This is a genomic window from Gordonia rubripertincta, assembly GCF_038024875.1.
Taxonomy (GTDB): domain Bacteria; phylum Actinomycetota; class Actinomycetes; order Mycobacteriales; family Mycobacteriaceae; genus Gordonia; species Gordonia rubripertincta.
In genome coordinates this window covers 3,796,589-3,821,980 of sequence record NZ_CP136136.1, presented here as the reverse complement: position 1 = coordinate 3,821,980, position 25,392 = coordinate 3,796,589, and the positions used below count along the sequence as shown (strand labels likewise).

The 25,392-nt window shown below is 65.2% G+C and carries 22 protein-coding genes and 1 pseudogene; 12 read left to right on the top strand and 11 right to left on the bottom strand.

Translation table 11 applies throughout. The features are described from left to right. Positions 1 to 41: 41 nt before the first annotated feature. Positions 42 to 794 carry an enoyl-CoA hydratase-related protein gene (locus RVF83_RS17290; protein ID WP_005199481.1) on the bottom strand — a complete coding sequence of 251 codons (753 nt, stop codon included), beginning with the start codon at positions 792 to 794 and terminating at the stop codon, positions 42 to 44. A gap of 265 nt (positions 795 to 1,059) precedes the next feature. Here RVF83_RS17290 and RVF83_RS17285 point away from each other — a divergent pair, with 265 nt between their 5' ends. The 5 genes from RVF83_RS17285 to RVF83_RS17265 all read left to right on the top strand — a co-directional run bounded on the left by RVF83_RS17285 (position 1,060) and on the right by RVF83_RS17265 (position 5,937). Further along, complete coding sequence (locus tag RVF83_RS17285) at positions 1,060 to 1,974, top strand: VOC family protein (protein WP_005199480.1); 915 nt, start codon at positions 1,060 to 1,062, stop codon at positions 1,972 to 1,974. Between the two features lie 38 nt (positions 1,975 to 2,012). Next, on the top strand, positions 2,013 to 2,474 hold the full coding sequence (locus tag RVF83_RS17280; protein ID WP_005199479.1) for a Zn-ribbon domain-containing OB-fold protein: 462 nt from the start codon (positions 2,013 to 2,015) through the stop codon (positions 2,472 to 2,474). Continuing rightward, a complete protein-coding gene (locus tag RVF83_RS17275; protein ID WP_005199478.1) occupies positions 2,471 to 3,622 on the top strand; it encodes a thiolase family protein in 1,152 nt (383 codons plus the stop codon). The genes RVF83_RS17280 and RVF83_RS17275 overlap by 4 nt, the downstream gene beginning before the upstream one ends. A gap of 105 nt (positions 3,623 to 3,727) precedes the next feature. Then, positions 3,728 to 4,882 (top strand): acyl-CoA dehydrogenase family protein, encoded by a 1,155-nt coding sequence (locus RVF83_RS17270; protein ID WP_005199477.1) that lies wholly within the window; start codon positions 3,728 to 3,730, stop codon positions 4,880 to 4,882. After that, positions 4,882 to 5,937 (top strand): acyl-CoA dehydrogenase family protein, encoded by a 1,056-nt coding sequence (locus tag RVF83_RS17265; protein WP_005199476.1) that lies wholly within the window; start codon positions 4,882 to 4,884, stop codon positions 5,935 to 5,937. Before RVF83_RS17270 ends, RVF83_RS17265 begins: the two co-directional genes overlap by 1 nt. Positions 5,938 to 5,983: 46 nt before the next feature. On the opposite strand, the gene RVF83_RS17260 is transcribed toward RVF83_RS17265, so the two are convergent. Then, complete coding sequence (locus RVF83_RS17260) at positions 5,984 to 7,207, bottom strand: acyl-CoA dehydrogenase family protein (protein ID WP_005199475.1); 1,224 nt, start codon at positions 7,205 to 7,207, stop codon at positions 5,984 to 5,986. Positions 7,208 to 7,306: 99 nt separating this feature from the next. Here RVF83_RS17260 and RVF83_RS17255 point away from each other — a divergent pair, with 99 nt between their 5' ends. Beyond that, positions 7,307 to 8,440, top strand: coding sequence for an acyl-CoA dehydrogenase family protein (locus RVF83_RS17255; RefSeq protein WP_005199474.1), 1,134 nt, complete (start codon positions 7,307 to 7,309; stop codon positions 8,438 to 8,440). Between the two features lie 413 nt (positions 8,441 to 8,853). On the opposite strand, the gene RVF83_RS17250 is transcribed toward RVF83_RS17255, so the two are convergent. From RVF83_RS17250 to RVF83_RS17230, 5 genes are read right to left on the bottom strand one after another with little or no spacing between them, the layout of a single operon-like run. Further along, the gene (locus tag RVF83_RS17250) at positions 8,854 to 9,978 is read right to left on the bottom strand and encodes an acyl-CoA dehydrogenase family protein (RefSeq protein WP_005199473.1); all 1,125 of its coding nucleotides are present in this window, start codon (positions 9,976 to 9,978) and stop codon (positions 8,854 to 8,856) included. Further along, entirely contained in the window at positions 9,975 to 11,222 is a 1,248-nt protein-coding gene (locus tag RVF83_RS17245) for an acyl-CoA dehydrogenase family protein (RefSeq protein WP_005199472.1), read from the bottom strand. Before RVF83_RS17245 ends, RVF83_RS17250 begins: the two co-directional genes overlap by 4 nt. 20 nt (positions 11,223 to 11,242) lie before the next feature. Then, positions 11,243 to 12,160 (bottom strand): acyl-CoA dehydrogenase family protein, encoded by a 918-nt coding sequence (locus RVF83_RS17240; protein ID WP_005199471.1) that lies wholly within the window; start codon positions 12,158 to 12,160, stop codon positions 11,243 to 11,245. After that, on the bottom strand, positions 12,157 to 13,347 hold the full coding sequence (locus RVF83_RS17235; protein ID WP_005199470.1) for an acyl-CoA dehydrogenase family protein: 1,191 nt from the start codon (positions 13,345 to 13,347) through the stop codon (positions 12,157 to 12,159). Before RVF83_RS17235 ends, RVF83_RS17240 begins: the two co-directional genes overlap by 4 nt. Further along, entirely contained in the window at positions 13,344 to 14,141 is a 798-nt protein-coding gene (locus RVF83_RS17230; RefSeq protein WP_005199469.1) for an enoyl-CoA hydratase/isomerase family protein, read from the bottom strand. The genes RVF83_RS17235 and RVF83_RS17230 overlap by 4 nt, the downstream gene beginning before the upstream one ends. Before the next feature lie 183 nt (positions 14,142 to 14,324). Between RVF83_RS17230 and RVF83_RS17225 the strand changes: the two genes are divergently transcribed. Next, positions 14,325 to 14,831: a MaoC family dehydratase gene (locus RVF83_RS17225; RefSeq protein ID WP_005199468.1), complete on the top strand. Its 507-nt coding sequence runs from the start codon at positions 14,325 to 14,327 to the stop codon at positions 14,829 to 14,831. Continuing rightward, on the top strand, positions 14,828 to 16,384 hold the full coding sequence (locus RVF83_RS17220) for a class I adenylate-forming enzyme family protein (RefSeq protein ID WP_157226852.1): 1,557 nt from the start codon (positions 14,828 to 14,830) through the stop codon (positions 16,382 to 16,384). Before RVF83_RS17225 ends, RVF83_RS17220 begins: the two co-directional genes overlap by 4 nt. Here the strand turns inward: RVF83_RS17220 and RVF83_RS17215 are convergent. After that, the gene (locus RVF83_RS17215) at positions 16,360 to 17,022 is read right to left on the bottom strand and encodes a TetR/AcrR family transcriptional regulator (RefSeq protein ID WP_005199466.1); all 663 of its coding nucleotides are present in this window, start codon (positions 17,020 to 17,022) and stop codon (positions 16,360 to 16,362) included. The two genes, RVF83_RS17220 and RVF83_RS17215, sit on opposite strands and share 25 nt — an antisense overlap. Before the next feature lie 245 nt (positions 17,023 to 17,267). Between RVF83_RS17215 and RVF83_RS17210 the strand changes: the two are divergent. Together RVF83_RS17210 and RVF83_RS17205 are read left to right on the top strand one after the other, a co-directional pair. Beyond that, positions 17,268 to 18,480 (top strand): annotated as a pseudogene (locus RVF83_RS17210) (amidohydrolase family protein). Positions 18,481 to 18,515: 35 nt separating this feature from the next. Next, positions 18,516 to 18,665, top strand: a complete 150-nt coding sequence (locus tag RVF83_RS17205; RefSeq protein WP_157226851.1) for a hypothetical protein — start codon at positions 18,516 to 18,518, stop codon at positions 18,663 to 18,665. Positions 18,666 to 18,673: 8 nt separating this feature from the next. Here the strand turns inward: RVF83_RS17205 and RVF83_RS17200 are convergent, their stop codons facing one another. Next, positions 18,674 to 19,750, bottom strand: a complete 1,077-nt coding sequence (locus RVF83_RS17200) for a Rieske 2Fe-2S domain-containing protein (protein ID WP_005199464.1) — start codon at positions 19,748 to 19,750, stop codon at positions 18,674 to 18,676. A gap of 173 nt (positions 19,751 to 19,923) precedes the next feature. On the opposite strand from RVF83_RS17200, the gene RVF83_RS17195 reads away from it, so the two are divergent. After that, complete coding sequence (locus RVF83_RS17195) at positions 19,924 to 20,892, top strand: PDR/VanB family oxidoreductase (protein WP_039880717.1); 969 nt, start codon at positions 19,924 to 19,926, stop codon at positions 20,890 to 20,892. A gap of 141 nt (positions 20,893 to 21,033) precedes the next feature. Then, positions 21,034 to 21,618, top strand: a complete 585-nt coding sequence (locus RVF83_RS17190) for a TetR/AcrR family transcriptional regulator (protein WP_005199462.1) — start codon at positions 21,034 to 21,036, stop codon at positions 21,616 to 21,618. A gap of 50 nt (positions 21,619 to 21,668) precedes the next feature. Here the strand turns inward: RVF83_RS17190 and RVF83_RS17185 are convergent, their stop codons facing one another. Next, complete coding sequence (locus tag RVF83_RS17185; RefSeq protein ID WP_083877551.1) at positions 21,669 to 23,897, bottom strand: CoA transferase; 2,229 nt, start codon at positions 23,895 to 23,897, stop codon at positions 21,669 to 21,671. Between the two features lie 46 nt (positions 23,898 to 23,943). Then, positions 23,944 to 25,167: a CaiB/BaiF CoA transferase family protein gene (locus RVF83_RS17180; RefSeq protein WP_039880741.1), complete on the bottom strand. Its 1,224-nt coding sequence runs from the start codon at positions 25,165 to 25,167 to the stop codon at positions 23,944 to 23,946. Between the last annotated feature and the right edge of the window lie 225 nt (positions 25,168 to 25,392).

Here is a 25,392-nt window from a genome sequence, read left to right as displayed (position 1 = left end):
GAGAGCTGTAGGTGCGCGATCCCCGGACGGTCGGCGCGCGGTCAGGTTCGGGCGGCGAACTCCACGAGGAAGTTGCGGAAGGTCTCGTTGGTGGTGGATTCGGCTTGTGCCAAGGCCTCGACGTCGATGGAGTCGGCGAATCCCGCGTGGGTTGCCGTATCGACCGAGCGCTTGATGGCACTGCTGAGTTCGGCGCGCCGCGCGTATCGGGAGGCCAGCCGGAATGCTTCGGCGAGCGGGTCGTCGGCCCGGAGGTCCGACAGTCCGATCTCGTGAGCGTGGTCGGCCGCGATGATCGCTCCCTCGAGCAAGGCCGCCATCGCGCGGGACCGGCCGATGCGTTCGACCAACATCCAGGAGCACCCTCCACCGGGGTGCAGGCCGATCTCGGCGAAGGTGGGTCCGTAGCGAGCGCGCGGGCCGCCGACGATGATGTCGCAGGCGAGCGCGATGTTCAGACCTGCGCCGATCGCCGGCCCATGAACTGCCGCCATCGTGGGCACGGTCAGATCCCGGAGGCCGAGAAAGGACGCGTAGACGCCTTTGAGGTGGTCGCGGATCTCCTCTGTGGGTCGGGTGAGATCACCGAACATGCCGGTCAGGTCTGCGCCGGAGCAGAAACTGCGGCCGGCGCCGGTCACGACGACAGCGCCGACCGTCGACGCGTTGGCCGTGTCGTCGATCGCCTCTCGCAATTCGGCCAGGACGTCGAGGTCGAGCGCGTTGAGTCGCTCGGGTGCGTTCAGTGTGATGGTGCGGACTGGTCCGTCGTCGGCGACGAGTACAAGGGGCATGAGTCTCTTCCGTGGGCGCGGCGAATCCTGGCTGTAGTGTACTTGACTAAAGTGTCAAATGCCATCATATTGGAGCTATCAGCGACCCGCTTCGCCGGGAGGGTGCTGCACCGTTCTCGACGAATCTGGGCTATGTCAAGGGGCTGGCTCGCTGTAGCGGCATGGCGTCGCACACAGTTGTCACAAGTGTCAAGTTATTCTAGGCTGCTGAACCAGCGGCGTTGCGAGGACGTCGAGGTTTGGACGCGAGTAGGAGATGACCGCGATGACCATCAGTGACCACGAACTCGAGACGACCGCCCTCGACCGACGTGTGCATGCAGTTCTGCACTGCAACGTCAACACTCCGGTACTGGCCGAATCCGCCGACTTTCTGACCCGCCTCGGCCTGGTCGAGCGCATGCGGTCGGTCTCCGACGACACGGACGGCAGACCCCTCGGACTCGGCGAGCACACGTCGAGCATCACCGCATTTCACTACGACGGTCGCGGGCCGCGCTCCGCGCCGGCAATCGAGCTCGTCGGCTGGAGGGAGCCCCCCGTGGCCGCGCGGGAGGTCGCAATGAAGTCCCACACACTCGGGTTCGAGGCCATCGGTCTGCGTACGCCCCAGCCCGCAGCGTTGTCGCCGGGCGACACCGACATGACCGAGGTTGTGGTCCGGGGCCGACGAGTGGCCGCATGGATGGCGTCGGATCCCGCCGGTGGCCCCGTCGAGCTGATCCACGTCGATCCCAGTGCGGTCGTCGATGAGCCCGAGGGTGCCAAGTTCTCTCACGTCCGGCTGGTCAGCAGCGATCTCGAGCGCACTGCCGCATGGTGGCAGCAGCTCGGTTTCGAACCCGTCCCGAATGCACCGGCGGGGGCGCTGAGTCTCGTCGCGGCCGAGGATCCCACTTTCTCGATCGAATTCCGTCATGATCCCGGCGCGGTGAGGCCCGATTGGCATGCGAACACCGCCGGCCTCTATCGCATCGCGCTCGCGGTCGAGGATGTCGTGCGGGCCCACCACGCCCTTCTCGATCTGGGCGCGGACATCCCGGAACCGGTGTTCATCCCGATGGTCGATACGCCGACCGGTGGCTTCACCGTGCTGTTCCTGGCTGATCCCGACGGCGCGGTCGTCGAGCTCGTTTCCCGTCCGCGTAGCGAGGTGCGTAGACCCGCCCAACCCTGCTGACCCCCTTGTTGTTCCACGTTTGACCAGAGGAGACCCCGATGACCCAGACCAGTGCCGAGGCGACCGTGCCGGTGGCGCCCGACCTGTTCACCTGGCCGGCCGAGCGGCCCGCACTCATCGCCGCGAAAGGATCGGACGGAAAGCTGACGTTCCCCTACCGGAGTCACCGACTGGTGAACGGGGTCCGCGAGGAGCAGGAGCGTGTGGAGTTGCCGCGTCGAGGAACGCTCTGGACGTTCACCACTCAGGCATTCCGGCCCACCTCACCCCCGTACGCCGGCGATGACGATGCAAAGACCTTCCAGCCCTTCACCGTTGGCTACATCGAACTGCCCGGCGCCCTGCGCGTCCAAGCCCGGCTGACCGAGCCGGACCCGGAGAAACTCATGATCGGGCAGGAGATGGAATTGGTGATTCTCCCGTTCGCCAGGAATGCCCAGGGCACGCCGACCATGATGTACGCCTTCGCCCCTGTGACAAGTGAGGAAACCTCGGTATGAGCACTCCATCAGATATCGCGATCATCGGCGTCGGACTCCATCCGTTCGGCCGCTACCCCTCGAAGTCCGCACTCGAGATGGGCGAGGACGCCGTCATCGACGCGCTCGGCGACGCGGGTGCGAAATGGGAAGACGTCGACGTACTCTGGGCATCGAGCATGGAGGTCAAGAACCCGGAGGCCATCACCGGCCTGCTGGGAATGACCGGAATACCGGCACGTTCCACCTTCACCGGATGTGCATCGGGCGGCAACACTCTCGCGCAGGCGGCGAATGCGCTCCGTCTCGGCGATGCCAACCTCGCTGTGGCCGTCGGGCTCGACAAACATCCCCGCGGCGCGTTCTCCGACCACCCCTCGGTATCCGGGCTTCCGGAATGGTACGGCGAACTCGGTCTGTTCCTCACCACCCACTTCTTCGGTATGAAAGCCACGCGCTACCTGCACGACCACGACATCTCGGAGACAACCCTGGCCAAGGTGGCAGCGAAAGCGTTCGCCAATGGTTCGGTCAACCCGGTCGCGTGGCGTAACAAGAAGCTCGGCGTCGAGGAAATACTGGCCAGCCCGGTACTGAACTATCCACTGCGCCAATACATGTACTGCGGGCCCGACGAGGGTGCGGCGGCAGCGGTGCTCTGCCGCGCGGAGGATGCGCACAAATACACCGATACGCCGGTGTATTTGCGTGCGAGCACGTTGTTCTCGCGCCGTGACGGGGCGTTCGAACTGCTGATGCCATCGCTGCCGCTCGAATCCGAGGATTCTCCGACGGTGTACGCGTCCCGTGCCGCCTACGAGCAAGCGGGGATAGAGCCGGGGGATGTCGATGTGATTCAGCTGCAGGACACCGATGCGGCTTCCGAGATCATTCACATGGCGGAGAACGGGTTCTGCGCCGACGGAGATCAGGAGAAGCTGATCGCGGAAGGCGCCACCGAGATCGGCGGTCCGCTGCCGATCAACACCGACGGGGGCCTGCTCGCCAACGGCGAACCGGTGGGGGCTTCGGGTCTGCGCCAGATCTGGGAGCTCACGAACCAGCTGCGCGGACGGTGCGGGGACCGGCAGGTCGACGGCGCGACTGTCGCTTACGCCCAGCTGTACGGAGCCCCGGGTACCGCGGCCGTGACGATTCTGTCGACCTGACATGGGTGCGTGCAGCGTCAGGGCGGCGCGACAGCAGCTGTCGGCCGACCCCTGGCACACCCGCAGCGGCGAAGACTGGGCGGTAGCGGCCGCGGGGGTCGTCGGATGAATCGTCCCGCGATGCCGTCGGCGGTCGACGAGGACCAGGCGATGGGCGATCTCCGACGAGAGGTACGCGAGTTCATCTCGCAGGAGACCGCGGCCGGGCGGTTCGTCGGCCAGGTCGACAGTTGGCTCACCGGTTGGGACGAGGACTTCAGTCGTTCGCTGGCCGAGCGTGGCTGGTTGGGAATGACCATCCCGGTACACTACGGTGGCCGAGGTCAGAGCTTCCTCGAGCGGTTCGTGGTGACCGAGGAACTGCTCGCCGCCGGAGCCCCCCTCGCCGCCCACTGGATCGCGGACCGGCAGATCGCGCCGTCGCTGCTCAAGTACGGCACCGAGTTCCAGAAACACGCGTTGCTCCCCGGAATTGCTTCCGGTGAAACCTATTTCGCGATCGGAATGAGTGAGCCCGACTCCGGTTCCGACCTGGCCTCGGTCCGGACCCGTGCCACCCGTTGCGATGATGGTTGGCTGCTCCAAGGAGCGAAGGTCTGGACGTCCGGCGCGCACCGGGCGCACTACTTCATCGTCCTCGCGCGCACGGCTGCGGTGGACCCGGGGGACCGACACGGCGGGCTCAGCCAATTCATCGTTGATCTCCGCGCGCCGGGGGTGCGGATCCGGCCGATTCTCTCCCTCGACGGCAGGCACCACTTCAACGAGGTCTATCTCGACGAGGTTCACGTTCCCGACGAGTGGGTGTTCGGCACCATCGGCGCCGGTTGGGAGCAGGTGACATCGGAACTGGGCTACGAACGCAGTGGACCGGAGCGCTTTCTGAGTACGTTCCCGTTGCTGGCCGCCATGGCGCGAGCCGTCGCCGACAGGACGTTGGAAACGACTGCGCAACTGGGGCGTTCACTGGCACGAACGGCAGCGCTACACGAGTTCTCCGCTGCCATCGCCGATGGTCTCACACGCGGCGAGTCGGTGGACCTCGCCGCGGCCATCACGAAGATCCTTGGCACCACGCACGAGGGTGATATCGCTGAACTGGCCGGGTCGTACGGACTTGACGCTGGTTCGTCTCCACTCGGCGAGCCGGTGCGTGAGCTGACCGCCGACGCCCTTGCCCAGCGTTCGGGATTCACTCTGCGGGGCGGCACAAACGAAATCCTGCGGGGCGTGGTTGCCCGCGGTTGGGGGATGCGCTGATGACCTCGCTTCATCCGACGTCGAGACATACCGGCCGGGTCGACCCGGATGTGGCCGACCTCTTCGACAACGTGTTCGCCGACTGGCACTCGAGGCGTCCCGCGCCGGGCGTGGTTCTCGAACTCGACCGCGACCTGTGGGCGAGTTTGGATGAGCTCGGCTTGACCGACCTCGCCTCGGCGGACGACGCAGACGTGTGGACAGTCGCGGAACTGCTGCGAGCGGCTGCTCGATACGCGGTGCCGCTGCCTATCGCAGAGCATGACGCGTTGGCTGGGCTGCTCGCCACAAGGGCGGGAATCAGCTGTGGATCCGGGATAAGAACCATAGCGCGCCTTGATGTTTACGGCACCGACCGTGCCGTGCCGTGGGCGAGCCAGGTGGATCGGATACTGGTGCTGAGGCCTTCGGGTGACGCGGCCTTCGATGCGTGGCAGATCGCCGACATCCCGGTGTCCTCATGTCGGCTCGAGTCCGCCTCCGATCTGGCCGGCCGGCCGCGGGATCGGTTGACGATGACAGCATCGGCAGGCGTGGGGACGCTCATCGGTGCCGATCTGGCCAGGGAGTTCTTTCTTCGTGCCGCTTTGATGCGCGCGGTACAGGCCACCGGAGCGTTGGACCGGATCATCGACCTGTGCGTCCGGCACGTCACCGAGCGACGCCAGTTCGGCCGGCCGCTCGCGCGTTTCCAGGCCGTCCAACATCTGGTCGCCGACGCTGCGGCAGAGTCGGCCCTCGCCCACATCGCCACGGATGCCGCCCTCACCTCACTTGCCTCACTCGGCCGATCGGGCGCGAGCCTGGACGAACTGGAGCGTGCGGTTGCGATCGCCCGCTCTGTTCTCGGCACAGCGTCGGGCGTCGTTGTTCGTAATGCGCATCAGGTACATGGTGCGATCGGTACGACACTCGAGCATCCGCTCCGTGGATTGACCCAACCGGTGCTGTCGTGGCGCAACGACTACGGCACAACGCGTGATTGGGACCTACGGGTCTGCCAACTCGTCCCGGGTGAAGGCGATGGTGCCTGGGCGGCTCTGGTCGGCAAGTGACTCCGGCCGGCCACCCCTGAGGGGAGGCCGGCCCGGCCGAACCGCCTCAGGACTGTCGCGACTCGCGAGGGAGGCCGAGAGCACGTTCGGCGATGATGTTGCGTTGGATCTCCGACGTGCCCGCATACACGGTGCCCGCCAACGAATTCTGCAGGTGAATCGACAACCAGGACGCAGAGGTGTTCGGCGCTCCCGGATCGTCGGCGCGGAACCAGCGCATGGGCGGGTCGCCAACCCAGTACAGGGCGTCCTGTCCGAGAACGTCGACCGCGATCGAGGACAGCCGTTGATGGTATTCACTCCAGTACAGCTTGGAGACCGACGCCGCGGGCCCCAGGGATCCGTCCCGGATGTAGGCATCGAGTATCCGGTCACCCATCGCCTTCATCGCGCTCAGTTCGGTGTACGAGCGGGTGATCCGCGCGCGAATGGCCGGGTCGCGATCGGCGCCGCGCTCGCGGACCAGCGCCAGGACACGCGCGAACTCGTGCGCAAACAGGACCGGATTCACCGCGGCCTCTTCGCCCCGCTCATGTGTCAGAAGGGAATTGGCCACGGCCCAGCCATCGTTGACAGATCCGACCACGTTCGCCGCCGGGGTCACCGCGTCGGTGAAGAACACCTCGCAGAAGTCGCTGGCGCCGGACAGCATGGTGATCGGACGCACCTCTACACCCGGCTGTGTCATGGGCATGATGAGCATGGTGATGCCCTTGGTCCGCGCGGCAGCGGGATCCGTACGCGCGAGCAAGAACATCCAGTTGGCGTTGGCGGCATTGGACGTCCAGATCTTCTGGCCGTCGATATGCCACTCGTCGCCGCGCAGCGCCGCGCGGGTGCGCAGACTCGAGAGGTCCGATCCGGACTCCGGCTCGGAGTATCCCTGGCACCAGACATCGTCGCCGGAGATGATCCGTGGGAGGATCTGTGCCTTCTGCGTGTCGGTGCCCCACTTGTTGATGGTGTTGCCCAGCATCTTGATCGAGACCGTGTCGCCGGGTGTGCCGACCGGAACCTTCGCGCGGGAGAACTCCTCGACCACGACAAGATGGTCGACCTTGCCGAGCCCGCGACCGCCGTATTCCTCTGGCCAGGTGACTGCCAGGTATCCGCGGGACCCGGCGAGTTTGCGCCACGAAGCGACAAAGCCTTCACGTTCGCCGGCCGGAAGCGCGCCGACGCCCTGCCAATCGGTGGGGAGTTCGTCACGCAGGAACTCGATCACCTCATCACGGAAGCCTGGTGTCTCCCCGGGACGGGTAGTCGTCATCGATTATCTCCTAGCGGTTCGAGCTGATCTTTTCACGCTGTCAGTCAGATGAAATCAATGATATAAGTCAATTGTAGAAATAAGAAGAGGTGACCATAAATGGAACTGATGTCGGACCAAGAGCAGGTGGAGTTCCGCACGATGATTCGCGATGGGCTCGCGCGCGTCGCCCCGGTCGAGACCACCCGACACCTGGTGACCGAAGGTCGTCGTGGCGATGAGCAGTTGCGCGACCGGCTTGTCGAATTGGGATTGCCGGGGCTCGTGATCGCCGAGGAACGTGGGGGGGCCGGTGCCGGTGCGACGGCGTTGGGAATCCTCCTGGAGGAGGCTGGGCGAGTACTGTTGCCCACTGCGTACCTGTCGTCGGCGACAGTCGCTCCGTTTCTGTTGCGGCACGACGACTCCGGGCGGGCTGCCGATGTCATCGCCGGCGTGGCCGCGGGAGTCGATCGGGTGGCCTTTGCTGACGTCGACGTGCGCGGCGCGGCGCGCACCGAGCTCGAGGACGGTCCGGGGGGTCCCACGGTGACCGGAAGCAAGGCTGCCGTCATCGACGGGGACCTCGCGACAGATCTTCTCGTCACGGCCACCCGAGGCGGTGAGTCGGTCGTCGTCCTGGTTGATGCTCATTCGCCGGGACTGGTGATCGAGGAACTTCCTTGCCTCGATGAGACGCGACCGGTGGTACAGATGCGGTTCGACCACGTGTCGGGGGAACCACTGAAGATCGCCGAGGTGGATCGGGTGCTCGACGACGCCCGAGCGCTGCTCCGACTCTCGCTGGCTGCGGAGGCTTCGGGGCAGATCGCCGCCTGCCTCGACCTTTCGGTGGAGTACGCCAAGAGCCGCAGGCAATTCGGCCGTGCCATCGGCGGCTTCCAGGCGATCAAGCATCGTTGCGCCGACATGTTCGTGGCAGCTCAGGCCGCCTCCGCCTCGGTGGCAGCGGCTTTCGCAGCGTGGGACGAGCAGCCCGAGCAACGCGGGCTGATCGCCGAGGCGGCGACGGCCTACTGTCTGCAAGCGGGCTTCGACGCGGCGGCGTCGACCATGCAGATCCACGGCGGCGTCGCGTTCACCGCGGAGGCGTTGCCGCAGCTCTTCCTCAAGAGGGCGAAAGCCACGCAGCTGCTGGCGGGCGGGATGGATGCCGAGGTCGCGCGGCTGGCCGACCTCGTCTTCGACGAGGGCCGCGACCCGCTCGAGCCGATCCTCGGTGCGGCTTCCTGACATCGAATCCGGCCGGCGCACATGGACGCCGTGGCGACCACCGCATCATCTCCACAACGCGTGGGAGTTTGGTGCGGTGGTCGTTTCTCGCTGGCGGCGACCGGCGGTCAGCGACACGGCGAATCCGAGATCGGGAGACCCGGGCACCATGAGAACGCTGTGACCGAGCGAGCTTCACTGCGAAATCGACATTGCCACGTCGAATCAACCCGATCGGATCCTCTCGATAAAGAATGGGTCGAGTCGATTTGGGAAAATCAATAACCGCACACTTTTGGCTATTTATGGGACGTGAATACTCTCACCGGGAAATGGATCTGCGTCCGCGATTGATATGTGTGATCGCATTCAACCCGCGCTGTTCGATAATTGTTCGGTGAGAATGTCACGGCCGCGAGATCCTTCGAAGAATGTTACACACCGATCTGATCGAGTAGTCGCTCGTGATAAACCGACGGGCCCCCGAACATCAACTGGTCAGCCTTGGCTCGCCGGAAGTAGAGGTGTGCCGGGTGCTCCCAGGTGAATCCGATCCCTCCGTGCACTTGAATGGTCTCCGCGGCCACGAACATGAACGCGTCCGAACACACCGAATGCGCCACGGCAGCTGCCTCGGCCGGTAGCGGCGCGTCGTCGTGACCATCGGCCGCACGTAGCGCCTCGGTCGCGGCGGCGTCGGCAAGAGCGACCCGCGCGAACATGTCCGCGAGTTTGTGTTTCACCGCTTGGAACGAACCGATCTTGCGGCCGAACTGCTCACGCTCCTTGGCGTAGGCCACACTCATCGTCAGACACGTCCTGGCGGCGCCGACCTGCTCAGCGGCGAGGGCAGCAGTGGACCGGTCGAGTACTGCGGCCAGGATTCGCGATGCATCGCCCTGTGCACCGACGAGGACCGCGGGTGTTCGGTCGAAGGACAATCGCGAGATCGGCCGGGTGATGTCGAGAGTTCGAAGCGGTGTCTGCGAGAATCCGGCTGCCCCTGCCTCGACGGCGAACAGCGACGGCCCGGCTGGCGTCGTCGCGGCGACCAGGATGAGGTCGGCGTCCCCATCGGGCACCAAGGCCTTCTGGCCGGTGATGACCCAACCCGAACCGTCCGCCTCACCGGCTACAGCGAAACCCTCTGTGCGCCATAAGCCGTCGCACTCGACCACGGCCAGAGTGGCGATGGTGGATCCGTCCGCGATGCGCGGTAGGTGCGTGGCCTGGGCCGCGCTGTCACCCGATGCCAGTAGAGCGCTACCGGCGACGACGACAGATGACAGGAAAGGACCGGGCATCAGTGCGGCGCCCATCTCCGCCAGGACCACGCCGAGTTCGGTCAGCCCGAAACCGTCTCCGCCGAACTCTTTCGGCATCGCCAGCGCGTGTACTCCGATGTCGCTCGCCAACAGCCGCCAGAGCGAATCATCGAAGCCCCGCTCGGTCTGCACCGCAGCCCGGACCGCCGAGTCGTCACAGCGTTCGGCGAGGATGTCGCGCACCGTTGAACGCAGATCCTGGAGTTCCTCGGCACTGATGCTGTGCTCGCTCATGACGGTTCCTTCGGTAGCCCCAGGACCCGCTCGCCCAGGATGTTCTTCATGATCTCCTCGGTGCCGCCGAGGATGCGGAATGCCGGGGTGGAGAGCAGGAGTTCGTTCCATGAGAACGTTCCCCACTCACCGGTATCGGCGGTCAGCTTCGGTCCGACGAGCTCGGCAGCAAAATGTGCTACGCGCGTGAGGTTCTGGGCCCACAGCATTTTGGAGACGGATGCCTCCGGGCCTGGCTCGGCACCTGCACGGAGCTTGCGAAGCGTCTGGCGGTTGAGATACTCCGCAGCGGTGAGATCGGCGGTGATCTCCGCAAGCCGACGGCGTGCGGCGCCGTCGGTGCGGTGTCCGGTCGCGCGGAGCAGGGAAGCCAGGAAGCCGTCGGACAGGACCCTGGCCACACCGGTCGACGAACTCTCGCCACCGACGCTGGCACGTTCGTTCATCAGGGTGGTCAACGCGACCCGCCATCCGCCGTTGACCTCGCCGAGACGATGACTGTCGGGGACGCGGACATCGGTCAGGAAGACCTCGTTGAACTCGGCGCCGCCACTCATCTGGCGCAGCGGACGCACCTCGACGCCCGGTGACGACATGTCGACCAGAAACGCCGTGATTCCTTTGTGTTTGGGAGCATCAGAATCGGTGCGGCACAGAGCCATCCCGAGTTGGGCGTGGTGGGCGACCGACGTCCAGACTTTCTGTCCCCGCAGTACCCAGCCGTCGTCGATGCGCTCGGCTCTGGTGCGCACGCCGGCCAGATCGGAACCGGCGCCGGGCTCACTGAACAGTTGGCACGCGATCGCATCGCCGCGATACATCGCCGGGAGGTAGCGCTCCTTGATGTCATCGCGGGCGTGGGTCAGGATGGTCGGACCGATCATGCCGAGGCCGATGAGCGAGAGCACGCCGGTGTCGGCCACCGCGTATCCGGCTTCGATCTGGTCATAGATGAGTTCGTGGACGGGAGTGAGCGCGCGGCCGCCGTATGTGAGTGGCCCCGTGATCCATCCGAAGCCGTTCTCGTAGCGCGTTCGTTGCCACCGGCGGGCCGCGTCGACGTTCATGCGTTCTACTTCCGGGGGATCGTCGGAGAAGTAGCCGGTGTGGTCGTCGCCCTCACCCCAGGACAGCGCGGTGGGGGAGCGTCGATCGGCGTGACGGTCCAGGAAGGTGCGTGCCTCATCAACGAACTGAGTGAGAGATTCGGGTGTCACGTCCGCAGGCGCGCTCATGGTGGTCATGTGTCCTCCCGGTTCACTGGTCAGATTTCGACGATCGGCAGCGGAAGCTGCGCTCCGGACACGAGGTCGTGGCCGAGTTGTCGGGCGAGATGGTGATGGGAACCCATCAGCGAGTCGAGTGCGGCGGCACGTGTGACAGCGCGGTGCACGTCGCTCTCGAGGGTGAGACCCATCGCACCGTGCACTTGGATGGCGTGCCGCATCACGAGTGCGTGGGTCGCGCCGGCCCGGTGTTTGGCGACGCGCGCTGCCAGCGGTGCGAGCGCGGGGTCGGCGTCTTGAGCCCCGGTCAGAGTGGCCCGGGTGAGTTCCACTGCCGCATGCGATTCGGCGAGTGCATGTCGCACGACCTGGAAGGTGGCGAGCGGCCTTCCGTACTGTTCGCGCGCAGTCGTGTGCCGGACGCACATCTCGAGCGCGGTCTCACATGCGCCGATGATCTCTGCGGTGAGCGCCAGTCGCACCGCGGCCACAGCCGCTGCGACAGCGTCCGGTTCGAGTTCGAGGGGTACAGATGGGACTTCGGCGCGATCGAGAACCTGCCAGCTCCCACCAGGGTCGAATCCCGACGAGCTCCGCACGTGCGTGCCGGCGTCGGCCGCCGTCGCCACAGCGGCGCGGTCGACGTCGAGGAGCACGATGGTGTCGACGTCTTCCACGGCACCGAGGAGGATGTCACCGTAGGCCACGGCGGTTCTGTCAACGGTGAACCCCTCATCGAGGGCTGCGAGGGCGACCTCATCGAGCAACCTGCTGGCCGCCAGGGCCCGGCCCTGTGCGCCGAAGAGCAGTGTTTGCGCGGTTACCGGGTCGGCCTCGACGACCTCCGACCAGCCCAGCTCGCCGAGTGCGTCGGTGATGGCGGAGGGTTCGCCGACAAAGACCTGTTCCAACGATGCGCGAATGGTCGCCGTGGTCTCGGCGTCGAGAACACTCATCCGACAGTCTCTTTCGGTAGTCCGAGCACGTGGTCAGCGAGGATGGTGCGCTGCACCTCCGCCGACCCACCGAGAATCGTGGCCGATCGGCTGTACCACCATTCGTCGCGCCATTCGTTCATCTCGGCCGAATCGCCGAACAGGAAGTCGGTGCCGTGGAGGTCGGCGGCGAGGTCGTACAGTCCGATCTCCACGCGCGCGAGTGCGATCTTGTCGATGCTCGCCTCCGGACCGACGGGAGCTCCGTCGGCGAGCCTGCGCAGAGTCGCTGCGCTGCGGGCACGCAACGTGACCAGGTCGGCGTACAGGGCTCCGATCCGCGAGACGAGGCCGTCGGCCTGCGAGTTCTGCTTGGCAGCGTCGACAAGTGCGCGGAACCGTCCGAAAGCGGCCGCGGCCGACTGCCATGCGTAGACCGACCTCTCGAACTGCAGCAGGTAGGTTGCCACAGCCCAACCACCGTTCTCCGTGCCCACCAGGCGATCAACGCCGACGCGTACCTCGTCGAAGTACACCTCGGCCAGTTTGTTGCGACCACTCGCGATGGCGATCGGGCGGACCGTGACGCCGGGGAGGTCACGGTCGATCACGATCATCGACAACCCGCGGTGGCGAGACTCGGGGGTGCCGGTCCGCACCAGGCAGACGTATCGGGAGGCGGTGTCGCCGTGACTTGTCCAGAGCTTCTGCCCCGAGACGACATAGTGGTCGCCGTCGCGGACGGCACGGGTGCGCAGTGACGCGAGGTCGCTACCCGCTTCGGGCTCGGAGAACCCTTGGCCCCACCATTCGGCACCCGCGAGCGCGCGAGGGAGCAGATCGGCAGCGAGCGCCGGTGCGAACTTCACCAACGGTGGTCCGAGGGTTTCGAGCAGCAGCGTGGGTTGCGGGATCGCGAGGCCGGCCGCTGCCAGCTCCTCGTAGAGCACCGCGCGATGACGCACGTCGCCGCCGAGGCCGCCGACCTCCGCGGGCCAGCCGAAACGATTCCAGCCCGATCCGTTGAGCTCTGCCATCAGCTGGGCGTCGGCGGCGATCTGTTCTTCTTCGGTCGCGTAGCGGGTGTTGCGCCATCGCGCGTATCGGTCGGACTCGTCGGGTGATGTGGGCACTGCGAGCTCGGCGTGCAACTGCTTCGCGAACTCGCGATGATCCGCAGCCTGTCCCGCGACGTTCGACGGGTTCATGAGGATGCGGCCGCACGCGACCGGCTGCGCGCGAGGAACTTGTTGACGATCTCGTGATGTTCGGGTGTATCGAACGAGGCGTACTCCTCGGCGAGTGCATATTCGATGACCCCGGCGACGGCCCGCTTCATGTGGATGTTCAGCGCGCGCTTCGTGCTCTGGACGGCATGTGCCGGCTGTGCCGCGATCCTCTCCGCGAGGGCGATGGCCTCGGTCAGCACGTCGCCGTCGGCCACGACCCGGTTCGCGAGGCCGATCTCAACTGCCTGCTGTGCCGGGATTCGTGCGCTGGTCAACAGGTATTCTTTTGCGCGCAGCATACTCATCAGCAACGGCCATGTCGGGGCACCGCCGTCGGCTGCCGTGAGACCCACCCCGACGTGCGGGTCGGACAGGTATGCCGACTCGGCGATGAGGACGATGTCGCTGCAGGCCGCCAGACTGGCGCCGAGACCCACCGCCGGGCCGTTGATCGCCGCCACGATCGGCAGGGGGCATTCCAACATCTCCCGAACCAGCTTGCCCGCACTGTCGATCTCTCTGCGCCGCATGGATTTGTCGTCCCACAGTTCGACGAAGTGATCGAAGTCGCCGCCGGCGCTGAACGCCTTTCCGGCACCCGTCAGCACCACTGCGCGAGCGTCCGGATCTTCTGCCAGGTACTGCCATACGGCGACGAGTGCGTCGTGCAGGGTCTCGCTGGTGGCGTTCATCGCTTCCGGACGGTTGAGGGTCACGATGCGCAGGGCGCCCCGTGACTCGATCAGAAGTTCGGAGCAAGCAGGATTCTGCATCGTTCTCTCCTCGGTTGCCCATTGCGTTGGGACGTCGGTGCCGGCGTGAGACGGCGGTGGTCGCTCCATTCGACAGCTAGTTGACGAACTTGTCAAGAAAAGCCTATCGTTCCTGCAGTCGATGGTGGGCTGGTTCGGACCGTCTGATCTGAGTGCCCCCGCACGCCGAGTGAAGGAGAACGCATGTCCAATCTGCTCGATCCCGGGAACGAACCGGCGCATGCGATCGTCTACCGCGGCGTATCCGCGCTCAAGGCGTCAGTGGGGCAGAAGCTGGGACCGACCGACTGGTTGCTCGTCGACCAGTCGCGGATCGACTCGTTCGCCGATGACACCGAGGATCATCAGTGGATCCACGTCGACCCGGACCGCGCAGCAGACGGACCTTTCGGGGGCACCATCGCCCACGGGTTCTTGACACTTTCGTTGGTGCCCCATTTCATCAATCAGCTCCGACGAGTCGAGGGCGTGGCGATGGGTGTCAACTACGGCCTCGATCGCGTTCGGTTCCCGTCGCCCCTGCGCGCGGGGAGCCGTATCCGGGCAACGACGGAGACGATCACGGTCGACGAGGTGGGGCCGGGGATCGTACAGGTCGTCACGCGGACGGTCATCGAGGCCGAGGGGGCGCCCAAGCCGGTGTGTGTGGCCGATCTGGTCGCGCGGTATCACGGGGAGGACGTCGAATGAACCACAGTTGGCCTTGGATGCTCGACACCGACTCGATCGACGAGTTGGTCGCAAAACGGTCGGCGGCGACTCCCGCGGCGGCGGCGTTCCTCGATGAGCATGGCGCGACGGTGACGTTCGGCGAACTCGACGTCGTGGTCGGAAGGGTTGCGGCAGCCCTGAGTGACCGGGGCATCGGTTCCGGGACACGAGTCGCGTGGCAGCTGCCCACCCGGATCTCGACCGCGGTCACGATGCTCGCGCTGCGGCGCCTGGGTGCCGTTCAGGCGCCGATCATCACTCAGTATCGCGACAAGGAGGTCACCGCGGCCCTGCGCACGTTCGGCGCGGACGTTGTGCTGGTGCCGGGCACGTGGGGTGGCCATGACTACAGCGCGATGGTCCGTCGCCTGGACCTCGTCACGGCTCCGGAGCTGATCGAAGTCGGACATGCGCCGATGGAGGCGGAACCGGTCGACGTCGCGCCTTCCCGCGACGCCGACGATGTCGTCTGGGTCTACTTCACCTCGGGATCGACAGGCGCACCGAAGGGGGCACGGCACAGTGATGCGACCCTGTTGGCAACCGGATTGGCCTTCGGCGGGCAGGGTCGGCTCGGGGAGCGCCCCGGCGAGGTCGCCGCGATGGGCTTCCCGATAGCGCATGTCGGTGGCATCGAATACATCATCGCCTCGCTGGCCGGGGGATACCCCTTGCTACTGCTCGAGACGTTTGTGCCCGACCGTGCGGTCGAGTTGTTCGGAAAGTACTCCGTGACGACCACCGGCGGCGCGCCGCCCTTCTACCAAGCGCTGGTCGCACAGGCCCGCGCCGCGGCGCCGGAGAAACTGCTGCCGGCGCTACGGAGCCTGAAGGGCGGAGGCGCGCCCTGTTCGGTCGAGCTCTTCGACGAGGTTACCGACATCCTCGGTGTGGCCCTGGCCCACGACTACGGGATGACCGAGGTGCCCATGCTCGCCGTCGCCGACCCACAGGATCTGCCGCAGATCCGTGCCCGGACCGACGGACGGCCGATCCCGGGCAACGAGGTCAGAATCGTCGACCTGGAGGGCAATCTGTGCGCGTCGCTCACGCAGGGTGAGGTTCAGGTGTCGGGACGGGGGGTCTGCCACGGTTACACCGATGCCGACGAGACCGCGAAGGCATTCACCGCCGATGGTTGGTTCCGCACCGGCGACATCGGCGTGATGCACCCGACAGGCCACATCGAGGTCGTCGGCCGGCTCAAGGACATGATCATCCGCAAGGGCGAGAACATTGCGCCGGTCGAGGTCGAGACGGCGCTCATGACGCACCCGGCGGTTGCAGAGGTGGCGGTCATCGGCTTGCCCGACCCGGAACGTGGCGAAATCGTCTGTGCGGTCATCAGCATCGCTGCGGGGGCCGAGGCTCCATCCCGCGCCCAATTGCGGGACCACCTACTCGGCTGGGGCCTGATGCCGCAGAAGATCCCGGAGCGCGTCGAGATCGTGGCGCAACTGCCTCGCACCGGGCTCGCCAAGGTCGCCAAGGCCGAGCTCAAGCTGCGCTACACACCAACCGAAGCGCTCTGAGGTTCGGTGATCGTGCCCATGATCATGTGGGCGATCGCCGCGACGACCTCCTGACTGTCGATGGGCAGGTGGCGGACATGGATCTGATTCCATGTCCGCTCCACCATCGACACGATGCTCAGTCCGAGCGCCTCCGGTGCGTCGGTCGGTGTCATCTGACGGCTTCGTAACGCGATACCCACCAGGAACGCTGTGCGCATCTGCAATCTGTTGGCAGTGGCGCGGAACTCTTCGTCGGTCGGGCCGGACTCGCTGAGCGCGTTCATGAACGCGCCGTGTTGATCCATGAAATCGAAGTAGGACTGCACCCATCCGCGGACATCGTCGTAGCGGGTGGGACGGGGAAGTTCATCCAGTGCACTGACAACTGCCAGACAGTCCCGATAGGTGGTGCGGCCGAGGACCTCAACCACGTCCATCTTGCTCTTGAAGTAGGTGTAGAACCCTGCCCGCGATGCACCGCACTCGTCGGTGATGTTGTTGATCCGTGTGCCGGCGTAGCCCCGCTCGAGGAACAGTTTGCGGGCGGCATCGAGAATGGCCTCGCGCGCCTTCAACGCGCGAGGGCCGAGGTCGGCCAGTTCCTCGTCCGCAGTGGGCGTCGACGACTCGTTGCTCGCGCTTGTTTCCAAGGTCATCGGTGGTCCTCCTTGTGTCTTGGGATCGTCGCCGTCCGCGCAAGTGTCGCGCCGCGAGTCCATGGTAGCCAGCTACTTGACATCTCGTTCCGGCCATCTCATGCCCGTGTTATGTGTACCTGAACGGGTACTTTCCCCTCAAGTCCGAGACCCTAGCACGCAATAGTTGACACTTGTGTCAAACTAGCGTTATGTTCTGTCCAGCAGCTCATCAACTCTGCGCTCGCTTCTGAAAGGGGAACCCCATGACCCAGTTCACCGACGCACCGATCTTCGATGCGGATCAGCACATGTACGAGACGCCGGACGCACTCACGAAGTACCTGCCTGACAAGTACAAGTCGGCAGTGAGTTTTGTGCAGGTCGGCCATCAGACACGGATCTCCATCCTCGGGAAGATCCGTGATTACATCCCGAACCCGACATTCGACAAGGTGGCGGCGCCGGGCGCCTGGGAAGCCTTCTTCGCGGCCGAGAATCACGAAGGCAAGACCCTGACGCAGATGGCCAGGGAGCGTGTCATGGAGTCGATCCCGGCGTTCCGGGCACCGGAGCCGCGTATTGCGGCGCTGGACAACCAGTCTGTGCAAGAAGCGCTCATCTACCCGACGTTGGCCAACCTCGTCGAGCACTCGGCGTCAGAGGATCCCGAGCTGTGCTCCGCGATGATCCACGCACTCAATCGGTGGATGCTCGAAACATGGGGGTTCACCCACGAGAACCGCCTTTTCATGACTCCGGTCATCAACCTCGGCCTCCTCGACGAAGGCATGCGTGAGCTCGAGTACGTGTTGGAGAACGGCGCCAAGGCCATCTTGATCAAGCCGGCTCCCGTCCGGAACTGGAAGGAGTGGCGCAGTCCCTCGCTCCCCGAGTTCGACCCGTTCTGGCGTGAGGTCGAGGCCGCCGGGCTGCCGGTCGTTCTGCACGCGAGCCAGCCTCCGCTCGACGACTACATCAACAAGTGGGAGCCGCCCAACTCGCAGGTGTTCACGGAGATGAGTGCGTTTCGGTGGATTGCGCTCGGTCACCGCGAGATCACCGACATGATCACCGCGCTGATCACGCACGGGACATTCACGCGATTTCCCAAGTTGCGCGTTGCCAGCATCGAGAACGGATCTGCTTGGCTGCACCCGTTGTTCCACGATTACGAGGACTTCTACAAGAAGATGCCGCAGGCGTTCCCGGAGCACCCCAATCGATGTGTTCCGGCGCAACATCTGGGTGAGCCCGTTCTGGGAGGGCTCTGTCGCCGACGTGGTCGAGACCGTCGGCTGGGATCGGGTGATGTTCGGTTCGGACTTCCCGCATCCCGAGGGGCTCCAAGAGCCCACCGGTTACTGGCGGTACGCCGAGGGAATGGACGAGAAGCGCACGTATGATTTCATGGGCGACAACGCGCGTCGCTTCCTAGGCCTGCCGGTTCGTAACCCAGCTGAACTCGCCGCCGTGTGAGTCGCCACGCGTGATCCCGGCACTGTGTGGGACCGATGCAGCGTCCCGGGAAGCGGATCGCCGTCAGGGCGATGAGCTTCCCGGGACGCTGCATCTGGCCGGGTCTGTGGGTTCAGCCCACCTGTCGTGTCTGTGTTCCCGGTATGTTTCACATCGGCATCGGCATCGGCATCGGCATCGGCTGAGCCTGCCGTCATGCCTCGCTGCCGGCCGCGGTCATCTCCGCGCCCGGCGCGCGTGTGTCAGCGGTACCCGTTGGGTGATTGCTGACCTGCGACGGTGGGTAGAACTGCTTGGCCCAGCGGCGCATGCGCCGGAAACCGCGCCCTTCTACGCCGGCCAGGGTGGGCGGGTCCAGAAAGATCTGGTTGTCCCAGATGTTGATGTCATCGGGTAATGCGCGTTGTGCCTCGTCGAGTCGGCGTCGGTAGGAGCCGTCCTCGATGTCGTTGTCTTTGCGCTCGATCCAGTACGTGGCAAACAGTTCGGTCTTCCCGTCCTCGACGGGAGTGGGGTTGATGGTGATGATGCGTACGCCTGCCGCGGTTTGTTCGATGTTGGTGCTGCTGCCCATCCCGGCCCAATACAGGACCAGGGTGTTGTGGCTGTCGTCGCGCAGATTGCCGTCTGCATCGTTGGGGTGCTTTATCCAGCCGCTGCCGAAACCGACCCGGGCCCACCAGGTGGGTCCCTGGACACGTTCTTCGAGGACGACCGGGGCGACGGGGGTGCTGTGTACGAAACGAAAGTGCTGGGGGTCCACCGCGTTCTCGGTGACCATCTGTGGATGTGCGCGCAGATTCGGATAGTGTGCGCGGCCGGCGGGCCACGCGGGGTGGAAGTCCATGCCTTTGGTGTGATCTGCCAGGGAGAAGACGTCGGGAACGTCGAAAAACGGTTCACGGCCCGCGTGATCGTTCCAGACGTAGATGGATTCGTTTCGTTCGATCACCGGCCAGGTGCCCAGCCGGCGAGCCCTACTCGGTCGATCCTGATAGGGGATCGAGGCATTCTCGCCGTCGACGTTCCACACCCATCCGTGAAATGGGCACTGTATCCCGTCGTCGACCACCTTGCCGCCATGGGCAAGGCTGCCTCCCAGGTGTCGGCAGTGCCGGTCATTGACGCGCACAACGCCATCACGGCCACGGTAGGCGACCAGGTCTCGGCCGAAGTATCTCAGCGGCACCACGTGCTCGGGCCCGATATCCCCCGACCACGCAACCTGAAACCATCCGGTGATGTCCAGGCTCAATCCGTGTAACTCCATGGAATCCTCCTTTGCCTCGGCCGATTCGACCGAGCACTGCGTGGTGCCTTCGGGCGAGTCCGCGGGCTGGTGGCCATCATTCGGTGGCGAACGCCCGTCGGTCCGGTTGCAGTTGACCGTAACAATATTTTGACGGTACTGTCAAAAAAATTGGCTCGGTGAGAAGGATTGCCATGCATGCTCATTCGCCCAGCGAACACGATCTGCCGATGGTCGTGGCCGACAAGGAGACGATCGCGGACGGTATCGTTCGTCTGGAACTTCGCGCGTGTGACGGCCACGATCTGCCGTCGTGGACCCCGGGATCGCACATCGACGTCACCGTGGGGGCCGATGTGATCCGGCAATACTCGCTCTGCGGCGATCCCGGCGATCGGACGACATATGAGATCGCGGTGCTGAAGAAACACCAGGGTCGCGGTGGCTCCGCCTACGTTCACGACCGACTGGAGGTGGGTGAACGGCTGCGCGTGAAGGGACCGCGAAATCACTTCGCACTCGTGGCGGCGCCATCATATGTGTTCATCGCCGGCGGCATCGGGATCACCCCGATCCGTGCGATGATCCGCTCCGTCGGGTCCGGGAGTGCGCGGTGGAGTTTGACCTATGGCGGCCGCAGCAGGTCGTCGATGGCATTCCGTGAGGAACTCGTGGCGGTTCACGGCGACCGGGTGCGTCTTCGGCCCCAGGACGAGTTCGGCCCGATCGACATCGGGGAGGTTCTCGCCGAACTCGATGACCCGCAGGCATCGGTCGTCTACTGTTGCGGACCGGCGCCGCTGCTGGAAGCCGTGACGGTCGCCTGCGGCGCCCGGGGGATCGGCGTCCACGTCGAGAGGTTCATGCCGAGGGCCGCGCCGAAGGGCTCGGAGGATGAGGCATTCGAGCTCGAACTCGCGCGGTCGGGCCGTACCATCAACGTGCCCGCGGATCGCACCATCGTCGCAGCATTGGAAGCGGTCGGCGTTACGATTCCCACGTCGTGCGAGGAGGGCATCTGCGGTACGTGCGAGACCGCGGTGCTCGGGGGTCTGCCCGAACACCGCGACTCCCTGCTCACTGATGAGGAACGAGTCCTCAATGACACCATGATGCCGTGCGTTTCGCGTTCGCGTTCCTCACGCCTCGTTCTCGACCTGTAGCCTGCGGAGAAAGTCGGCGGCCGTTCCGTGGCCGCGGGTGTGTTCCACGCGATCTCGAGATCCCGGTCCGAGCCGTCTCGGTAGGCTGAGGGTACCGACGCTGTGGTCGGGACGGACAGCGGTGAACCGAGGAAGGGTGGCGTGGCCGAGAAGACCCCCAAAGCTGATCGAACAAGACTTGCCATCCTCGATGCGGCGCGAACAGTTTTCACGCGAAAAGGCTTCTCCGGGACAACTATCGGTGACATCACCGAGCAGGCGCACGTCACGCGAGCGAATTTCTATTACTATTTCGCGAACAAGACCGCGCTGTTCATCGAACTCGGCACGTCCACCCGCCACGAGGCGATGGCTCTGGTGAGTGCATTTCGCGACGAGGGTGGTCAGCCATCACGCGAGGCAGTCCGGTCCTGGGTGCTTCGCTACTTCGCGTACCTCGATCGAAGCGGCGCTTTTGTCCTACGCGCGGAAGGGGATCTACCGCCGGACGCCGGGTTCAGACAATCGGTTGCACGTTCGCAACGCCGCGTCGTGACCGCATTGGGACAAGCGGTTCTCGATGCGTCGGCGACTGCATCGGAGGCGGACCCACAGGCGGTGGGCACCGCGGTGATGGCGATGCTGGAGCGCTCCTGGTCCGTCGTCGATCACCAGCGTCTGCCGTCACCGGATCGTGAGCACGTTGTCGAGGCCATTGTGGAACTTGTGTGCCGGTTCCTCGCCTGACCGGACCCGACGTCACCCCGGCTTCGCCGAGGCGAGAGATATTCAGACGCTCATGTCTGCAGGCGTTCGACGATACCCAATTCCGCGAGAACCTCCGCGGTGTGCGTACCGGGCTCGGTCGATGCAGCGAGCCGCGGGGTACCGGAGTCCCACCTGACGAACCCGGCAACCACCGCCATCCGGCCGTGGATGTGGTGGTCGATGATCTGGGTGAAATCGTTGGCACTCAGGAACTCATCGAACATCTCGCGTTCGCGATCGAGCACCGGGCAGGCGGCGACGCCGGCGTCGGTGGCGCAGCGGATCGCGTCGTCCACCGTGCGGTCGGAGATGTCTGCAGTCACTGCGTCGGAAGGCGTGGCGATGCCGAGGGCATGGGCAAGGGGCGCATCGCTGCGGCGATCCGCCGCTGCGAACGCCACCCAGCCGTCGGCGCAGCGCTGCAGACTGCGAGCGAAGAACGGTCCGACGAAGTTCGCGCCGCCCACCACGGCGTTGGGGCTGCCGGCATAACTGGTGAACTCGTCGAACTGCGCGAAACTTGTTGTCTGCGCGAGTGACGACTCGATCCGCGACCCGCGTCCGGTACGGCTGAACCGGGCGTATAGGGCCGCTGTGATCGCCAATGCGCTCAATACACCTGTTGCGGTGTCGTGCACTGAGATGTTGCTGACGACCGGTGGCCCGTCGCCACCCTGCGCCAGCGCCAGCCCGCTCATCGACTGGATTATCGGATCGAACCCCGGTAGACGCGCGCCGGCCTGGGTCGTGCCGAATGCGGTCACCGAACAATGGGTGATGGTCGCGTTGGCCCGCGCGACGTCCTGTGGCTCGAGTCCCAGTGCGGCACCCGAAACGGGGCGTAGGTTGTCGAGGAGGACGTCGGACTTTCGGAGCAGCTCGATGAAGTGGTCGTGGTCGTCGGACTGGTGCAGGTCGAGTGACATGCACCTCTTGCGCTGATTCAAGGCGAGGTAAGCGATCGAAAAGGCGCGATAGGGATCTCCGGTTTCCTGCTCCACTTTGACCACGTCGGCGCCCATCTCGGCGAGAACGGCCGTAGCCGTCGGGCCGGCCAGGTACGACGCCAGGTCCACGACTCGCAGACCGTCGAGAGGCAGGTCGTCCCGGTGTTCAGCGCTGCGAGCCCCCCGCTTGTCCCAGCCGAGCGTTGCCAGGGCGGCCTCGTCGTCGAAACCGCCTGCAATCCAGGTATTCCCGTCCATGGTGAGTGGGATGGTAGGCATCTCGATCCGGCCGACAACCGGATGCTCGGCGGTGGTGAACGATCTGAGTTCGGTGACCAACTCACTCTCTCGCCACTCCTGTCGGGTGCCCGTCGGCGCGCACGGGACGCCGGCCTCGTGCAGAGTCTGCAGCCACTGATCGCGGCTGGCGGTGGCGAAGTGGTGTTCGAGGGCGGAGCCGGCAGCGGTGGCGGCGGCGGGCGAGATCCGGATCGAATCCGGATCTCCATCCACTCCCGGCAGAGTGAGGATGTCGAGGCGATCCAACGCGTCGAGGGCGCGGATGAACAAGGGTGACGTCAGTGCGGCGAGGAAGAGCCATTCTCCGTCGGCACATTGGTATCCACGCCAACTCGGTACCGGGCCGCGCGCACTGCCGGGATTGAACACCTCGCTGTCGAGTCCATCGACCATCATGGTGAGCATCAAGACGGATACGGCGTGCAGACCGGTCACCACAGCCGCGCCCCCGTGTCGTCCGAGAGCCCGCCCGACCAGCGCGCTGACTGCGGCGGTGGCACCGAGTGCGGCGTGCACGGGAGCGATCAGATCAACTGTGGTGGCCACCGGACTGCCGTCGGCCGACGGTCCATGCGTCGCCACACCGCCGAGCGCGGCCAGCAAGAAGTTGTCGGGCGGCAACTGATCGACCCAACGGCCCGTCGTACCGTAGGTGGGCATCCACACGTGGGTGCATCCCGGGGCCCGATCGGCGATAGCGGCCGCAGAGCACCCATGGTCGTGCAGATCGCCAGGCGGCCGATCAGTGAGATAAATGTCCGCGCTCTCCGCCAGACCCGGTATCTCAGTGGCGGATACGTTCACCCGGCGCTTTCCGCGGTGGTGGACCGGATTCCCACCGCAACAGGTGCACGGGCTCGCCGAATCGTCGTGAATCACCACCCGTACGACATCGGCCCCCAGGTCCGCGAGCAGGAGGCCTGCGAGACGCGCCTGCGGGGTGTGCGAATCCTCGAGTACGCGCACACCTGACAGCGGGGGAACGTTGGTCGTGTGTGAGGCGTGTGGCATCAAGACCTCCTGGGCGGTGACAAACGCGACGGGATCGTGCGCGGACTCAGGTGACTATCGAATCGACCTTCAACGCGATGACAGCGTCCCAGTCGAGGCCCAGTTCCTCCTGCAGAATGGCGTCGGTGTGTTCCCCGGCCGACGGCGCACGGGTGAGATCGGGAGGCGTCTCGTCGTACTGGACGGGGTTCGCGACCAGACCATAGGTGGCCGAGCCATCGGCAGTGGTGACCGGGCGGATGTAGCCGTTGGCGATCACCTGTGGATCCTCGAGGACCTCACCGGGCGTCTGTACGACGGCCCATGCGCCCTTGAGCTTGTCCATCCGCTCGCGCCACTCCGCCAGCGGTCGGGCCTCGAAGGCCTTGCGCAGTTCGTTCACACACTCGACGCGGTTCTGGAATCGGGCACCCGCATCGGCAAAGCGCTCGTCGGCAATCAGTTCGGGGCGTTCGATGAGCTCGCACACCTCCGGCCAGAACCGGTCGGCCTGCAGCATCATCAGCTGGACGAAGCGTCCGTCGGAAGTCTTGTAGTAGTTGACGATCGGGTTCGGCATGTCGTCGGTGGTGAAGCGTGGCAGGTTCTCCTCGCCCAGGAGGCCGGTGGCCACCAGATCCGGGGAGATGTGCCAGGCCGCCGCACCGAGAAGTGAGACGTCGACGATCGACGTCTCGCCGGTCCGTTCACGTTTGAACAAGGCGCCTGCAATACCAGAGGCGATCATGAACCCGCCCATGATGTCGCCGAAGGCGGGGCGTTGCATGGGGGGCCACGGTGCGTCGGGTTCCTTGATCATGTGGGCGACTCCGCCTCGTGACAGGTATGCCGTGCCATCGAAGCCCGGCTTGTTGGCCTCGGCACCCTTCACGCCGAAACCGGTGCCGCGCGCGATGATGATCTGCGGATTCGCGGCGCGGAGGTCCTCGACGGTGAGGCGCAGCTTCTCCAATCGTTCCGCCAACATGCTGGTCAGGAAGACATCCGATTTCGCGACGAGCTCGAGTAACAACTCGCGCCCCCGTTCGGTCGTCACATCCAGTCCGAGACTGCGCTTTCCGCGGTTGGGCTGCTCGATGATGAAACTGACACCATTGGCGCCCTTCGCGCCCACCGCACCGACCGACAGTCCGCGTTGCGGATCGCCGGTCACCGGATCTTCCACCTTGATGACGTCGGCGCCCCAATCGGCGAGCACCGCGCCCGCTGTCGGCACAAATGTCCAGCCCGCCAATTCGACGACCTTGACGCCGTCCATTACTCCGGTCACCACATGTCCTTTCGGTTACTGTCTCGACGAGCAATCTGTTCACGGGGTTGGCGGTGTGGAATGCCGACAGAAGATCTGACGCCGGTGTCGCATGGTCTTCGAGCCACTCGCACTCGGCTTGGTGGAGTGTTCACATACTCTGCGAGCGTCGGACTTCTGTCACCGGAACTGCTCTACATGAAGCATCGTAGCGAGGTTCTAACGGTGTTGTCACCAATTTGGTGA

What these genes read in the sequence shown, in the direction of transcription:
- RVF83_RS17240 (WP_005199471.1), bottom strand. Translation starts at nt 12,160, where the DNA reads ATGAGTGTTCTCGACGCCGAGACCACGGCGACCATTCGCGCATCGTTG.
- RVF83_RS17270 (WP_005199477.1), top strand. Translation starts at nt 3,728, where the DNA reads ATGAATCGTCCCGCGATGCCGTCGGCGGTCGACGAGGACCAGGCGATG.
- RVF83_RS17200 (WP_005199464.1), bottom strand. Translation starts at nt 19,750, where the DNA reads ATGGAGTTACACGGATTGAGCCTGGACATCACCGGATGGTTTCAGGTT.
- RVF83_RS17275 (WP_005199478.1), top strand. Translation starts at nt 2,471, where the DNA reads ATGAGCACTCCATCAGATATCGCGATCATCGGCGTCGGACTCCATCCG.
- RVF83_RS17195 (WP_039880717.1), top strand. Translation starts at nt 19,924, where the DNA reads ATGCATGCTCATTCGCCCAGCGAACACGATCTGCCGATGGTCGTGGCC.
- RVF83_RS17185 (WP_083877551.1), bottom strand. Translation starts at nt 23,897, where the DNA reads ATGCCACACGCCTCACACACGACCAACGTTCCCCCGCTGTCAGGTGTG.
- RVF83_RS17265 (WP_005199476.1), top strand. Translation starts at nt 4,882, where the DNA reads ATGACCTCGCTTCATCCGACGTCGAGACATACCGGCCGGGTCGACCCG.
- RVF83_RS17250 (WP_005199473.1), bottom strand. Translation starts at nt 9,978, where the DNA reads ATGAGCGAGCACAGCATCAGTGCCGAGGAACTCCAGGATCTGCGTTCA.
- RVF83_RS17290 (WP_005199481.1), bottom strand. Translation starts at nt 794, where the DNA reads ATGCCCCTTGTACTCGTCGCCGACGACGGACCAGTCCGCACCATCACA.
- RVF83_RS17285 (WP_005199480.1), top strand. Translation starts at nt 1,060, where the DNA reads ATGACCATCAGTGACCACGAACTCGAGACGACCGCCCTCGACCGACGT.
- RVF83_RS17225 (WP_005199468.1), top strand. Translation starts at nt 14,325, where the DNA reads ATGTCCAATCTGCTCGATCCCGGGAACGAACCGGCGCATGCGATCGTC.
- RVF83_RS17205 (WP_157226851.1), top strand. Translation starts at nt 18,516, where the DNA reads ATGCAGCGTCCCGGGAAGCGGATCGCCGTCAGGGCGATGAGCTTCCCG.
- RVF83_RS17280 (WP_005199479.1), top strand. Translation starts at nt 2,013, where the DNA reads ATGACCCAGACCAGTGCCGAGGCGACCGTGCCGGTGGCGCCCGACCTG.
- RVF83_RS17215 (WP_005199466.1), bottom strand. Translation starts at nt 17,022, where the DNA reads ATGACCTTGGAAACAAGCGCGAGCAACGAGTCGTCGACGCCCACTGCG.
- RVF83_RS17245 (WP_005199472.1), bottom strand. Translation starts at nt 11,222, where the DNA reads ATGACCACCATGAGCGCGCCTGCGGACGTGACACCCGAATCTCTCACT.
- RVF83_RS17230 (WP_005199469.1), bottom strand. Translation starts at nt 14,141, where the DNA reads ATGCAGAATCCTGCTTGCTCCGAACTTCTGATCGAGTCACGGGGCGCC.
- RVF83_RS17260 (WP_005199475.1), bottom strand. Translation starts at nt 7,207, where the DNA reads ATGACGACTACCCGTCCCGGGGAGACACCAGGCTTCCGTGATGAGGTG.
- RVF83_RS17220 (WP_157226852.1), top strand. Translation starts at nt 14,828, where the DNA reads ATGAACCACAGTTGGCCTTGGATGCTCGACACCGACTCGATCGACGAG.
- RVF83_RS17255 (WP_005199474.1), top strand. Translation starts at nt 7,307, where the DNA reads ATGGAACTGATGTCGGACCAAGAGCAGGTGGAGTTCCGCACGATGATT.
- RVF83_RS17235 (WP_005199470.1), bottom strand. Translation starts at nt 13,347, where the DNA reads ATGAACCCGTCGAACGTCGCGGGACAGGCTGCGGATCATCGCGAGTTC.